Here is a 14,847-nt window from a genome sequence, read left to right on the forward strand (position 1 = left end):
TTTTAAAAAGTATATTTTAAGTTTAACCCAACTTTTGGAGCTTCAATAAATAAAGGGTCGGGAGTTATTGTAGGGTTTATAGAAAGACTATCGTCAGTGTCAAATTGTAAAAGGTGTGCATTTACACTAGCTTCTACAATTTGAAGTACATATAGTAAAAGTCCTGTTAATAAGGACAAATCTCGGTTTTTCCGAAATACTTTTTGTGCATTTTCAAGACCGGTTGTTGAAATTAGAGGTGTGCCATTTTCATTAGTAAACTCATCTTTTAAACCTTGTTTTCGTAATTTAAAAGCGGTTCGGTAACGATTATACTCATTGTTGTTGTCAAAATAAAAGTATGCGCTAGCTCCTATGGCTCCCCATACGATTGGGGCTTTCCAGTATTTTTTATTATAAATTTGACCTCCACCAGGAAAAATAGCAGAATAAAAAGCTGCTTTTGACGGTGATAAAGGGTTGTATTTGCTACTGCCTATTTGTAATTGTTTTGCTCTAATTGCGGTAGAATCTTTTTGAGAAAATAAATTTTTACTCAAAAAAAGACTTAAAAAAACGAATATGAAACCTTTAAAATTCAATTATTTTAATAAGTTTTTAATGCGATTAAAATCTTCTTCAGAAGTAAAAGGAATAGAAATTTTTCCTTTTCCACGATTGTTAACACTTACATCTACTTTGTTTCCAAAATAATCACTTATGTCTTTTACACTGTCAGAAACAAAGCTAGGTAACGCTTTTTTCTTTGTTGTTTTAGTTACAGCTCCTGATTTTAAGCTTTTAACTAATTCTTCTGTTTGACGAACAGATAATTTATCTTTAACTATTTTTTCGTAAACCGTTAATTGATTTTCGGTATTAAAAATACTAATTAAAGCACGTCCATGTCCCATAGAAATAAAACCATCACGCATACCAGTTTGTATGATTGGGTCTAATTTTAATAAACGCAAATAATTGGTTACTGTTGATCGTTTTTTACCCACACGAACACTTAATTCTTCTTGAGTTAATTGAATTTCGTCAATTAAACGTTGGTAAGAAAGTGCTACCTCAATAGGATCAAGGTTTTTACGTTGAATGTTTTCAACCAATGCCATTTCTAGCATTTCTTGATCATTTGCCAAACGTATATAGGCGGGTACTGTTTTATTACCTATTAGTTTTGAAGCTCTAAAACGACGCTCACCAGAAACTAATTGAAATGTATTATTTGGTAATTTTCTTACAGTAATAGGTTGTATAACTCCTAACTGCTCGATAGAATTTGCTAATTCACGTAAAGCTTCTTCATCAAAATAGGTTCTAGGTTGATAAGGGTTCATTTCTATTGAATTTAATTCAATTTCAATGATGTTACCTACTAATTTATCAGCATTTTTATCTTCTGCTGAATTTACTTCTGCAGTTTCTGTTAATAAGGCTGATAAACCTCTTCCTAAAGCTCGTTTTTTAGTTGCTTTTGCCATGTACAGTAATTATGCGTTTTTTGTTAAAATTTCGTTTGCCAAATTTAAGTAATTTACGGCACCTTTACTGGTTGCATCGTATGAAATTATACTTTCACCATAACTAGGTGCTTCACTTAAACGAATATTTCGATGAACTATGGTGTCAAATACCATTGAGCTAAAGTGTTTTTTCACTTCTTCTACAACTTGATTTGAAAGACGTAAACGAGAATCAAACATGGTTAATAATAAACCTTCAATGTCTAAATCTGGATTATGAATTTTTTGAACACTTTTAATCGTATTTAAAAGTTTTCCTAATCCTTCTAAGGCAAAATATTCACACTGAATAGGTATAATCACAGAATCTGAAGCTACTAAAGAGTTTAATGTAATTAAACCTAAAGACGGGGCACAATCAATTAAAATATAATCGTAATCGTCTTTTATATCTTTTAATGCTTTTTTAAGCATATATTCTCTTTCCTGTTTATCTACCAATTCTATTTCAATAGCAACAAGATCAATATGTGCCGGAATTAAATCTACATTAGGAGAATCGGTTTTTAAAATAGTGTCTTTAGCGCTTACAGTATGTTCTAAAACTTGATAAGTTCCAGATTCTATTGATTCAACATCTAAACCTAAACCAGAAGTAGCATTTGCTTGCGGGTCAGCATCAATTAATAAGACTTTTTTTTCTAATACGCCTAATGATGCAGCTAAGTTTACAGAGCTAGTAGTTTTACCTACGCCACCTTTTTGATTTGCAATTGCTATTATTTTACCCATAGTGATTTATAAAAGTTTGAAAGAGGTAAATTTACAATTATTTATGATTATTAAAAGCGAAAGATGTTAACAAAACTCATAATTTAATTAATGAAGTTTCCTATTTATTAAGGAATGTTAATTTTTAGGTTGTTAAACCCTCATAATAAGCGTTTTTCAAACCATGTTATAATCATACTTGTGCTTTAATTTTGCTTTAATTCTTTGTGATACTAGTTAAAAGAATTTCTATACTTAAATAAATATAGAGTTAATTAAATGATATCGCGTAAACCGAAAAGCGTAAGAGTAGGTAAAAGTTAAAACAAGTTATTATGAAAAAGTATTTTTTAGTATTGATGCTGGGTATTATTATTATGGCATGTCAAAGTGAACAAGAACAGGGGATTATTGAAAATGAGGCGCAAAGAAGCATTGCATCTAAAAACATTGCATCTAAAATGCTGCAATTTGAAACGGTTAAAGAGCTTAAGAGTTTTATTAATGATCGGCTAGAGTCAGATTCTGACCTATTAGAAGAAGCAAAAGAAATGAGTAGTTCTGGTAGATATAATCCTTTGTTATTGATTTATAATTTAGAATCAAGTGAGGCAAAAAGCCTAGGGATAAATATAAAAGAGGTAGCTAAAGTTGGTTCTGATGATAATATGTTATTGTTTTTATTAAATCAAAATGGAGAAATAGCCATCGAAGGAAAAATTTTTAGAATTGATGGTGATTTTGTGTATACGTATACGAAAGGTTTTAGTAATACAATAAATGAGTTTTTAGAAAAGTATAATTCAGGGGCAATTAAACTTGAAAAAGGAAAAAGAATTGATTACTCTAAAGAGTTAAATGTTTATGCACATACTAATACTTTTACTGATGTTAATGTAAAAGAAAAAGCAATGGCAAGAGGAGTCACAGCACATAAGTATTTTGATAGTAATCATAGAATGAGAGCTAGACAATTTAATGGTTTTTGGGGTTTTTATAGTGCTATTGGGGCAAATACATTGGTTCAAGAAAAAAAGAAGTTTTTATGGTGGTCTTGGTGGAAAACAGTAAAAACAGATAATAGGTTAGAGTATAATATGGCTTTTAGATCAAAAGTAACGCCTGGTTATCCTGGTTACCCATCGTCAATTAATGTAGCTAAATCTGGACACAAATATTGTAATTGTAGTCAAGCACAAGTCGTTTATAGTTGGGCTGTTGGTTTTCCATGGGCTCCAGAAATTTATACACCTTTAGAGGGAGAGTCTAAGCATTGGGCACACTGGTATAGCTCTAATCCTAATACGGTGTCAATAACATTACAATATTAAATTTAAGAAATATTCAGATAATTATTTAATGTTATTCTAAAATAGTAAAGTAAAAGCCACATATTTTTAAGTATGTGGCTTTTATTGTTTTGTTTTAAATATTTTATCCGTTTAACATTACTGGCATAACTAACATAGTAACTTGTTCTCCTTCGTCAGTTCCATCAATTGGAGTTAAAATTCCAGCCCTGTTTGGTAATGACATTTCTATTAATACATCATTGGCACTTAAGTTGTTTAACATTTCGCTTAAAAAACGTGAGTTAAAGCCTATTTGCATATCATCACCTTGATAATCACAATGTAATCGCTCGTCGGCTTTGTTTGAGTAGTCTAAATCTTCAGCAGAAATATTTAATTCTGTTCCTGCCATTTTTAAACGTATTTGATGTGTTGTTTTACTAGAAAAAATAGAAACACGGCGTACAGAGTTTAAAAAAGATGCTCTGTCTACGGTTAATTTATTTGGATTTTCTTTAGGAATTACTGCTTCGTAATTCGGGTATTTTCCGTCAATTAAACGACATACTAAAACAACATTGTCAAACGTAAATTTGGCGTTTGTGTCGTTGTATTCAATAGTAACATTGTTTTCTGATCCTCCTAAAATTCCTTTTAATAAATTTAAAGGCTTTTTAGGCATTATAAATTCGGCAGATTTATCGGCAGTAACATCAGTACGTGTATATTTTACTAATTTATGTGCATCAGTAGCTACAAAAGTTAATTCTTTTGAGTTGAATTGAAAAAATACACCACTCATTACTGGTCTTAAATCATCATTACCAGCAGCAAAAATTGTTTTTGAAATAGCGGTAGCTAAAATGTGCGACGGAATTTCAGTACTACTTGGTGATGGTAATTCAACAGCTTTCGGAAACTCTTCTCCATTAAAATATGCCATATCATATTTACCTTGCTCAGAAATAATTTCGATAGTACTATCACTTTCTACTTTAAAAGTAAGTGGTTGTTCCGGAAAAGTTTTTAAAGTATCTAATAATAAACGAGCATTAATAGCTATTGATCCTGTGTCAGTACTTTCTACCTCTATAACAGAAGTCATCGTTGTTTCAAGATCAGAAGATGATATTTGAAGTTCATTGTTAGCTAGTTCGAACAAAAAGTTGTCTAAAATAGGTAATGTGTTATTGCTGTTTATAACCCCTCCTAAAACTTGTAGTTGTTTTAATAACTGAGAGCTAGATACGATAAATTTCATTTAGTATAGTTTCTATTTATTAGAGTTACAAATATATCTTAATTTGATGATTTTAAAAATTATTTTTTTAATAAGAAAAAATAGTTAGTTAAATTGGTAGTTTACTAGTATTGTGCCATAAAAATTTTTTTTAGGTACACGTAGGCTTTTAAGTTTTTTAGTGTGGTAGTTTACTATATATCCAAAGTTAAATTGATTTGCGGTAAAGCGTATTCCTATTTCGGTTGTAAATTTAAATGGTTCGATATTGTAGGTAATAGGGCTGTTGGTATTTAAAAAACTGCCTTCAATAGTTGCATCATAAACAACATAATGTACCATTGGTTTTATATATATAAATGCTTCGCTTTTGTTATTGTAGTTTGTGTTGTTATTGTTTAGATTACCGTTAAATGCGATGGAATTAATTATTTTTTGCAAAGGTTTTAAGCCTACTCGTCCGTATAATCCTGATGAAAAATCAGTATAAACTGTTCCAGCTTTTAGGTTATTAACCCAGTTGATGTCGAAATAATTATCGCCACCTAAATTTTTTATATGATCAATATTTAAATTTACGCCAAAAGCATTGGCTATTTGATATTTCCATCCGATTGCTTTTTTGTAGCCATAAATATCATGAATAAAGTCTTGCAATTCTTTACTCATTGCAGAAGTGCCTATTATACCAATTTCTAAAGATGTTTTTAATATACTGTTGTTTTTGTAAAAATTATGTACTCCGTAACGGCCAAATAAATAGCCAGCAAAAGGGCGATCATGATCCATATGTTGGTTAACAGTTGCTTTAAAAGGTGTGTACATGTGATGACCAAGTTGTAATTCAATTATTTTTTTTTCAATTTTTTTTGATGTCTTATTACTTAAATACCTGTAAGATAAAAACATTCCATTGGTGTAGTATCGGTCTTGACTGGTTGAAATATATAAGTCATTATCATTAAGGAAACTAAATTCTTTAGCGTATTTGTGTTGAGAAAAAATATTTATAGTGATAAAGATAAATAAAAAAAATATTTTTTGTTTCATAGCTGCTAATATCGTCTTATTTTAGCAAAGCTATAGTTAAATAAATAAAAATTCAACATGCTGTTTTAAATGGGGAATAAAATAAAACTTACAATTAACGACTTTGAAAATGTATCGTCAAATGATGAATTATTGCATTTGATAAATGAAAAAGGAGTATCGATAGAAAAGGTCAAAGAAAAGATGGCCTATGAAGAAGAATTGAAAAAATTACAAATCGAGTTGGTAAAACTGCAACAATGGATTGCTAAGAACAATAAAAGGGTGGCAGTCATATTTGAAGGAAGGGATGCTGCCGGTAAAGGAGGTAATATCCGTCGCTTTATGGAACATTTAAATCCACGATCTATGCGATTAGTCGCTTTAAATAAACCAACCGTAGTTGAACGAGGGCAATGGTATTTTCAAAGATATATTAAGGAGTTGCCAAACCCTGGTGAAATAGTATTTTTTGACCGCAGTTGGTATAATAGGGCAGTTGTTGAGCCTGTAATGGGTTTTTGTACAAAAGATGAGTATAAAAAATTTTTGGTGCAAGTGCCGGAGTTTGAGCATATGTTGTATGAAGATGGCGTAACGATTATTAAATTTTGGTTGTCAATATCAAAAGAAGAACAAGAGCGTAGGTTTAATGCTCGTAATGATGATCCTTTAAAAAGATGGAAGTTTAGTCCTGTTGATAAAAGAGGGCAAGAGCTGTGGAGTGAATACACTTATTATAAAAGCGAAATGTTTAGTAAAACACACACTGCTTATAGTCCTTGGATTGTGGTTAAAACAAATGACAAGAAAAAAGCAAGAGTAGAGTGTATACGTCATGTGTTGTCTCAATTTGATTATCAGGAAGAAAAGGAAGAAAAAGTAATAACAAATCCAGATCCCAATATAGTAATGCGTTACTATCGTTCAACAAAACATTTAGATTAATATGGGTAAGTTAACACAAAAAGACGTAGATAAATTAAATTCTACTAAAGGATTAAAAGCAATTTTATCAAAACCTTTTAATTTAGAGCGAGCTATTCGATATGTAGATTACGAACGAAAACTGAAAAAATTACAAGTAGAATTAATACGCTTGCAAAAGTGGGCTATCAATAAAAATGAACGTATAATCATTATTTTTGAAGGACGAGATGCTGCAGGAAAAGGTGGAGCGATACGAAGAATAACCGAACGTATAAATCCACGTCATATGCGAATTGTTGCATTGCCAAAACCTAATGAAGATGAGAAAACCCAATGGTATTTTCAGCGATATGTTGAGCAGTTTCCAAAAGCAGGTGAAATGGTTTTTTTTGATCGTAGTTGGTATAATAGAGCTGTAGTAGAGCCGGTAAACGGATTTTGTACCCAAGAAGAGTATAAGGTGTTTATGAATCAAGTAAATGATTTTGAAAGAATGATTTTAGAGTCTGGTATTCGATTGGTGAAAATATACATGTCAATTAATAAAAGAGAACAAGCTAAGCGATTTCTTGATATAAAAAATAACCCTTTAAAACAGTGGAAAATTACACCAGTTGATGAAAAAGCACAAGAGTTGTGGGATGATTATACCGAATATAAAAAAGCAATGTTTAGTAAAACAAACACTGAAATATCACCTTGGAAAGTAATACAAGCAAATAGAAAAACAATTGCTCGTGTTAATGCTATAAATCATGTGTTAAAAAGTATACCTTATGATAAAAGTACAGTAGTGTAGTTTTTATCATAATATAATTAATTGATTTTTTTATAGTATTTAGTTTTAAACGAGTTTAGGTTGGTTTAGGTGAAATTAAATAAAAGATGCTTTAAAATTAGTAGAACCGTTGTCTAAAATAGCTCTGATGTTAGGGAGTCTATTTCTTTTTTTATGAGCTCAAAAATAAAAAACACCTCACAAGCAATGTTTTTACTTGTGTTTAAATAATTTTCAGAAACTAAGTCAGTGTTGTCAAAATTTTTCGGATCCGAGTATGGTAAATGAAACCTGGTTATTGCATCAGGAATAAAAGGACAGTTTTCATCAGCATTATTACAAGTTGTAATGGCTATGTAAGGATAACTGTTGTTTGGGTGGTCGTAAATTTTAGAAAACCCTAAAATAGATTTTTTTGAGCCTTTAAAAGTAATTAGATAGCGCGGGTTTTGGTGTGAAAAATCAACAATATTAAAGTTAAAACCCGTTTTTTGTAAGCTTTTTACGGTGTTTCTATGAAAAGCGGTGGTTTCGGTTCCGCCAGAATACGCAAAAATATTTCTCAAGTTAAAGTATTCAATAGCGTAAAAACTCCAAACTTGTGCAAATTGACTTCTTCGAGAGTTGTGCGTGCAAATAAAATTTAAATTTATCTTTTCTCTATCTTCGTATTCATTAACAATTGATTGCGCGATATCGGTTAGTAGTTTTTTACGCTCAATGCTAATAATTATTTCTTTTCTTGCATCTTCAAAAAATGCTTTTGTGTCAATATTTTTAGTGTTTATCATTTTTTTACAGTTCTTTTGTAAGAAAGAATTACTGCAAAAATACGCTGTAAAACTCTTTTAATTAATTAAGTAAAGGTTAAGGATGTGTTTAGAAATAGGTAATAAAGTATCAGTTTTAGATGCTGATATTAAAGGGTTGATAACTAAAATAGAAAATAATCTGTTTTTTGTTAAAGATGAAGGTGGAATGGAGTTTTCCTTTTTTGCACATGAGTTGGTAAAAATTAAAGTTGAGCAAAACGAGTTAAGCAGGCAAGTGCGCGTTAGTAGTTCGTTGTTAAAATCAAAAATGAATGAGGTAAAAAAAACTAAAAAATCATTATTTGTAAAAGCAAAAAACGAAGTGGTGATGGAGGTAGATTTACATGCTGAAAAATTACTAAAATCTACTAAAGGAATGGATAATTATGATGTGTTATCATTGCAATTGCAAACAGCAAAGCATAAATTAGAGTATTGTATTGCTAAACGTATTTCAAAATTAGTGTTAATTCATGGAGTAGGTGAAGGAGTTTTAAAAACAGAATTGCTATATTTATTAAATAATTATCCAGTAAAATATTACGATGCTTCCTATCAAAAGTATGGCCAAGGAGCCACAGAGGTTTATGTATATCAAAATGCAAACTAATTAAGAACTAAATTATGAAAACTGTATATTTAGATAATGCAGCAACAACACCTATGTTACCAGAGGTGATTGAGGTTATGCAGCAATCAATGCAAGTTAATTTTGGAAACCCGTCATCCATTCATCAATTTGGTAGAAAAGCAAAAGCAGCGGTTGAAACGGCGCGAAAAAATATAGCTAAACACTTTAATGTAGCTGCTGCTGAAATTGTTTTTACGGCAGGTGGTACCGAGGCAGATAATTTAATTTTATATAACGCAGTATTAAACTTAGGAGTAAAAAAAATAATTACCTCTAAAATTGAGCATCATGCGGTTTTACGTACTGTACAGTATTTGCAAAAGCAGTATAATATATCGGTTAAATATGTTGAGGTTGATAAAAACGGGTCGGTAGTTTTAAGCGATTTAGAAAAACACTTACAAGAGTCAACTCAAAAAACGCTGGTAAGTTTAATGTATGTAAATAATGAAATAGGAAACCTGCTTTCTATTAATAAGGTAGCTGATGTATGTAAAAAATACGACGCTTATTTTCATTCAGATACTGTGCAGGCGATAGGGCATTATCAAATAGATTTACAAAAAACACCTATTGATTTTATAGTGGCAAGCGCACATAAGTTTCATGGGCCAAAAGGAGTTGGGTTTGCTTATATTAAAAAAGGTATTAGTATGCGACCGATTTTACATGGAGGAGAGCAGGAAAAAGGAATGCGTTCTAGTACTGAAAATGTACATGCAATTTTAGGGATGGAAAAAGCTTTAAAAATTGCTTATGATAATTTAGAGGAAGATAAATTATATATTTTGAAAATAAAATCGTACTTTATAACGCAATTAGAGGAGCATTTTAAAAACGTGCAGTTTAATGGGATGTCTTGTAATTTGGATAAAAGTAGTTACACGATACTAAATGTACGTTTTAATATAAAAGATAAAATGATGCTTTTTAATTTAGATTTACAGGGGGTTGCGGTTTCCGGAGGTAGTGCTTGTCAAAGTGGAGCAAATAAAGGATCGCATGTGTTAGTTGCTTTTTTAAGTGAACAAGAAGCTGATAAAACTTCAATTAGGTTTTCATTTAGTAAGTTAACTACGGTAAATGATGTGGATTATTGTATTTTTAAATTAAAAAACAATAAATACTTACAGTAAGAGGTTTTAAAGAAGTTAAAAATTATTTAATACCATATTGTCGTTGTTTTTGTTTTAATTGCTTATATTAGTTGAATAGTTGTTAGTTTCAATAGTTGTTATTTATTTAACTTCATTATTGTATAAGTAATTTTTATTTAAAATTATTGTGACTAATTAAATGAAAAAGTGTCTAATAATATATGTGTCATACGTAAAAGTTAATTATATTTGCAACGTTTAATAAAAATAACCCCCAAACAATACATTTGTCTTTAAAAAGGCTAAATGCATTTTTTGGGGTTTTTTTATGCTTCAAAATAAAAACAAAGAGTAATTATAGTAAATAATTATAGTAAATTTTATGGAAAATAACTACTATTCAAAAAAAATACAGTTTTGTAATAAAGTAACAATAAGTTTAATTTTATTGTTGTTTACTTCGTTTTTAGTAAATGCGCAAGCTACTTTTACAGCAAACCCAACGGCAGCTCAAATAGCTGCTGAATTGCAGTCTTCAGGGGTTATAATAACAAACCCTGTTATTACACGAAGCGGTAGTAATCCAAGTCAAGCAACGACAACTTCTGATCAAATAGCTACCTTTTCTAACGGTATAGCTGGGGCAGGTTTAGAGGTTGATGAAGGTATTGCTTTTACAACTTCAAATGTTGCTAATGTTTTTGGCGCTAATGATGCTAATACTGCTTCTTTTGGGGGGTTTGATCTTTATGGTGATATAGATTTAAGAAATATAGATACTAACGCATACAGTGATGTAGTTGTTTTTGAGTTCGATTTTGAAGCCTTACCTAATTATACAGGGGTTTTATTAGAATACCAATTTGGTTCTGAAGAGTATCCAGATTATGTAGGTTCTATATATAATGACGTTTTTGGTTTTTTTGTTTCTGACCCTTCGGGTGCGGATGCTACCATACCTGATGGAAGAGATACTAATCTTAATGGTGTATATGATGGGGCAGAACAACCAGCTCTTAACTTAGCCTTTGTGCCAGGTACCACAAACCCAGTGTCCATTAACAATGTAAATGCAGGTTTTATAGGGTGTTCCGGAGGTAGTTCGCCAGCAGATGTAGGGCAAGCGGCTTGGTATATAAATAACGGGCATTATTTATATGATGATACAGGTCTTAATAGTGACCCTGCAGTGTGTAATGACAACATAGGGCCTTACCCAGTAAATGTGCAATTTAATGGAATAACTAAAAAGTTTTCAGCAAATATAAATTTAACACCAGGTATTGTATACCATATGAAAATTGCCATTGCAGATGTTGTTGATGCGACTTTAGATTCAGGAGTTTTTATATCAAGTGTTGGAGGGGTGCCTATAATAGAAGCTGAAAATGATGCAGGAGAAGTGGTTGCTACAACAGGTGGTGTTGCCGTAGCAAATGTGTTAACTAACGATACCGTAGGGGGTACTTTAAACCCTGATGTTGCAGATGTAGAGTTAAACCAAATAAGTACAGCAAACCCAGGAGTAACTTTAAATACCGCTACTGGTGAGGTAAATGTTGTACCGGGTACCGCAGCTGGTGTATACGATTTAGTATATACAGTATGTAAGCCATCTACAAACTGTGATACTGCAACTGTTACTGTAACAGTATTAGTAGATACAGATGGTGATGGAGTTGCAGATAGAGATGATTTAGATGATGATAATGATGGGGTTTTAGATACCGATGAAAAAGGGTGTATAACACCAGAATCTATGGCGCCTTCATCAGGTACAACCGAATTAAATGCTGCAATAACAGTAATTAATAGTGGAGAAAAATACACAATATCTAGTGATTTAGATATGGGTTTAAGTTCTTTAACTATAAACGCAGGAGGTGAGTTATATATACTTCCAGGAGCAGAATTAACAACAGTTAATTTAAATGCTAATGGTAAGCTTTTTGTTTCTGATACAGGAGGAGCCATTGTAACAGGTTCTATGACTATTGGTCAAAACGCAGCATCTGGTTCTGCAATATCAGAAGTACATATGGGTAAAGGTGCTTATTTTATAGCAAAAGGATCTTTATTGATAAATCAAGCAGGTACTTTTGGGGCTACTAATACCACAACTGTAGATGTATTTATGGATTCAGCAGCTGTAATTGAAGTTTGTGGTACACTTTCAGTTGGAGAGCCAGATGTACTTCATAAAGTAGGAGATAATTCAAACGGAGCAGCATATTTAATTACAAGAGCACAAGCTACTTCTAACAACACAGGTGGAGCGCCGTCAATAACATTGTCAAACACAGTAGGCGGAGGTATCAATTGGATAGCTTTAAGTACTACAGGAACTACAGGTAGCTCTAATAAATTAAATCCAGGAACCGCAGCTTTTTGTGGTGACAATGCAACACAAGCTACTTGTTCAATATGGCCAGATAACTTAAATGCAGGAAATTGTGAAGAAGCAGAGGCTATAATAGGTCAGTTAATAGAGTTTTGTGGAAGTGGTCCATCTATTAGTAATGATATCGATGGTGACGGTATTCCAAATCAATTAGATTTAGATTCTGATGGCGATGGTTGTTCTGATGCAATAGAAGCAGGTACAACAACAAATCAAACAACAAATTACCAATTTCCATCAAACGATGTAAATGCTACTACGGGAGTACCAAATACTGCGGCAGCTATAAATGCTACAGGTGATTTTCAAAATCCAGCAGTAGCATCATGTAACTGTCCTTTTGCTTCAGGAGTAGATACTGACGGAGATGGGGTAGATGATACCTGTGATTTAGATGATGATAATGATGGTATTTTAGATATTGATGAAAGTTGTGTAGGGTATTTGTCACAAAATAATTCAGGAGCTTGGGCAGGAACAACATCAACTGTAACAGCGACCTTACCAGGAAGTGTTTCTCAAACGAATGCAGGTTTTTTTAATGATGGGCAAATAAATTATAGCATTAATCAAAATGGAGCTGGGCAGCGTATAGCTAATACTGGCGATGTTGATTTCGAATTAACATTTTCTCCTGCGGTGCCAGTAAGTGAAATTGCACTATGGATAAACGATGTTGATCCTACGAGTTTTTCATTACCAGCTACAGCAAAATACACTATTACGATAAATGGAGGTTCTGCTGATGGGTTATTTCTTAAAACTAGAGGTGATTTAAGCTATAATGATACTAGTGGTGTAATATCATTAAATGGAACAGCTGATAATCAAGATATAACAATAAAAGGACGAGGAACAACTTTAGTTTCAAGTATAAAAATAGTAAGTGAAGATTTAGGTGCTGATTTTATTGCGTATTCATTTTTTGCAAAAGTAAAATGTGATACAGATAACGATAATACTCCAGATTATCTAGATGTAGATTCTGATGGTGATGGGTGTTATGATGCTATTGAGGGAGATGAAGATGTTGAGTTATCACACTTGGTAGCTTCAGGAATCCATCAAGGAAGAATAGATATAGCAGCAAACGGAGGTGTTAACTCAAATGGGGTACCTGATTTAGTAAACACATCAGGAACAGCTGATGGAGCAAATGATGATCAAGGTCAAGGAGTAGGTGCTAGTACAGTAGTTAATCCTGCACCTAATGCAGGTACAATATCTGGAGGAACTTCAGTTTGTACAACAAAAACATTAAATTTAAGTTCTAATGGAGATGCAGGAGGTGTATGGAGCTCTTCAGATATCGCCCGTGCTACTGTTGATGCATCAGGTGTTGTAACAGGTATAAGTAGTGGTACTGTAACAATTACATACACTATTACGTCAGCAGGAGGTTGTGTTGAAGAGTCTGATGTATTAGTAACAGTAAATAAAACACCAACTGCAAGCATTACTAATGATCATGGATTGGCATTAACTTGTGCAACACCAAGTACTACGTTAACAGCAAGTGGTGGAACAAGTTACTCTTGGTCAGATGGATCAACAGTAGTTGGAACAGCTTCAACATTATTAGTAAGTACCGCAGGAACGTTTACGGTAACAGTAACAGCGGCTAATGGATGTACAGATACAGCATCAGTAACAACGACATTAGATAATACAGCACCAACAGCAGAAGCAGGAKCAACTGCAGAGTTAACATGTGGAACAACTACATTAACCTTAGATGGATCAGGATCAACAGGTCAAGGAGTTTTAAGTTATGCCTGGACAACTGCAGATGGAACAATAGATAGTGGAGCAAATACAGTTAGTCCAGTAGTAAGTGCAGCAGGAACATACTCATTAATAGTAACAGATGCAGACAACGGATGTTTAAGTGTAGCAGATACAGTTGTGATAACAGAAGATGTTTTAGCACCAACAGCAGAAGCAGGAKCAACTGCAGAGTTAACATGTGGAACAACTACATTAACCTTAGATGGATCAGGATCAACAGGTCAAGGAGTTTTAAGTTATGCCTGGACAACWGCAGATGGAACAATAGATAGTGGAGCAAATACAGCTAGTCCAGTAGTAAGTGCAGCAGGAACATAYTCATTAATAGTAACAGATGCAGACAACGGATGTTCAAGTGTAGCAGATACAGTTGTGATAACAGAAGATGTTTTAGCACCAACAGCAGAAGCAGGATCAACTGCAGAGTTAACATGTGGAACAACTACATTAACCTTAGATGGATCAGGATCAACAGGTCAAGGAGTTTTAAGTTATGCCTGGACAACWGCAGATGGAACAATAGATAGTGGAGCAAATACAGCTAGTCCAGTAGTAAGTGCAGCAGGAACATAYTCATTAATAGTAACAGATGCAGACAACGGATGTTCAAGTGTAGCAGATACAGTT

The 14,847-nt window shown here is 32.6% G+C and carries 12 protein-coding genes; 6 read left to right on the forward strand and 6 right to left on the reverse strand.

Features of this window, described 5'->3' with window-relative positions:
- Window positions 1–2: 2 nt before the first annotated feature.
- From BA195_RS07155 to BA195_RS07165, 3 genes are read right to left on the reverse strand one after another with little or no spacing between them, the layout of a single operon-like run.
- A complete protein-coding gene (locus BA195_RS07155) occupies window positions 3–539 on the reverse strand; it encodes a DUF5683 domain-containing protein (RefSeq protein WP_245662327.1) in 537 nt (178 codons plus the stop codon).
- A 42-nt stretch (window positions 540–581) separates the two neighbouring features.
- Window positions 582–1,469, reverse strand: a complete 888-nt coding sequence (locus BA195_RS07160) for a ParB/RepB/Spo0J family partition protein (protein ID WP_068703824.1) — start codon at window positions 1,467–1,469, stop codon at window positions 582–584.
- Window positions 1,470–1,478: 9 nt separating this feature from the next.
- A complete protein-coding gene (locus BA195_RS07165; protein ID WP_068703826.1) occupies window positions 1,479–2,243 on the reverse strand; it encodes a ParA family protein in 765 nt (254 codons plus the stop codon).
- Between the two features lie 314 nt (window positions 2,244–2,557).
- Between BA195_RS07165 and BA195_RS07170 the strand changes: the two genes are divergently transcribed.
- Window positions 2,558–3,553 carry a hypothetical protein gene (locus tag BA195_RS07170; protein ID WP_141677661.1) on the forward strand — a complete coding sequence of 332 codons (996 nt, stop codon included), beginning with the start codon at window positions 2,558–2,560 and terminating at the stop codon, window positions 3,551–3,553.
- 103 nt (window positions 3,554–3,656) lie between these two features.
- Here the strand turns inward: BA195_RS07170 and dnaN are convergent, their stop codons facing one another.
- Complete coding sequence (gene dnaN / locus BA195_RS07175; RefSeq protein WP_068703830.1) at window positions 3,657–4,775, reverse strand: DNA polymerase III subunit beta; 1,119 nt, start codon at window positions 4,773–4,775, stop codon at window positions 3,657–3,659.
- A gap of 84 nt (window positions 4,776–4,859) precedes the next feature.
- A complete protein-coding gene (locus tag BA195_RS07180; RefSeq protein WP_068703832.1) occupies window positions 4,860–5,804 on the reverse strand; it encodes a lipid A deacylase LpxR family protein in 945 nt (314 codons plus the stop codon).
- Window positions 5,805–5,873: 69 nt separating this feature from the next.
- Here BA195_RS07180 and ppk2 (BA195_RS07185) point away from each other — a divergent pair, with 69 nt between their 5' ends.
- Both ppk2 (BA195_RS07185) and ppk2 (BA195_RS07190) read left to right on the forward strand, forming a co-directional pair.
- On the forward strand, window positions 5,874–6,731 hold the full coding sequence (ppk2, locus tag BA195_RS07185) for a polyphosphate kinase 2 (protein ID WP_068703834.1): 858 nt from the start codon (window positions 5,874–5,876) through the stop codon (window positions 6,729–6,731).
- 1 nt (window position 6,732) lies between these two features.
- Window positions 6,733–7,512 (forward strand): polyphosphate kinase 2, encoded by a 780-nt coding sequence (gene ppk2, locus BA195_RS07190; protein ID WP_068703836.1) that lies wholly within the window; start codon window positions 6,733–6,735, stop codon window positions 7,510–7,512.
- Between the two features lie 113 nt (window positions 7,513–7,625).
- Here ppk2 (BA195_RS07190) and BA195_RS07195 read toward each other — a convergent pair whose 3' ends face one another.
- Window positions 7,626–8,282 carry a low molecular weight phosphatase family protein gene (locus BA195_RS07195; protein WP_068703837.1) on the reverse strand — a complete coding sequence of 219 codons (657 nt, stop codon included), beginning with the start codon at window positions 8,280–8,282 and terminating at the stop codon, window positions 7,626–7,628.
- An 82-nt stretch (window positions 8,283–8,364) separates the two neighbouring features.
- Between BA195_RS07195 and BA195_RS07200 the strand changes: the two genes are divergently transcribed.
- The 3 genes from BA195_RS07200 to BA195_RS07210 form a co-directional block, all read left to right on the forward strand.
- Entirely contained in the window at window positions 8,365–8,913 is a 549-nt protein-coding gene (locus BA195_RS07200) for a Smr/MutS family protein (RefSeq protein ID WP_068703838.1), read from the forward strand.
- 14 nt (window positions 8,914–8,927) lie between these two features.
- Complete coding sequence (locus tag BA195_RS07205) at window positions 8,928–10,070, forward strand: cysteine desulfurase family protein (protein ID WP_068703839.1); 1,143 nt, start codon at window positions 8,928–8,930, stop codon at window positions 10,068–10,070.
- 343 nt (window positions 10,071–10,413) lie between these two features.
- A partial coding sequence (locus BA195_RS07210; RefSeq protein WP_176714962.1) for a choice-of-anchor L domain-containing protein occupies window positions 10,414–14,847 on the forward strand: 4,434 nt, incomplete at its 3' end.

It is taken from the genome of Tenacibaculum soleae, from assembly GCF_001693415.1.
GTDB classification, from domain to species: domain Bacteria; phylum Bacteroidota; class Bacteroidia; order Flavobacteriales; family Flavobacteriaceae; genus Polaribacter; species Polaribacter soleae.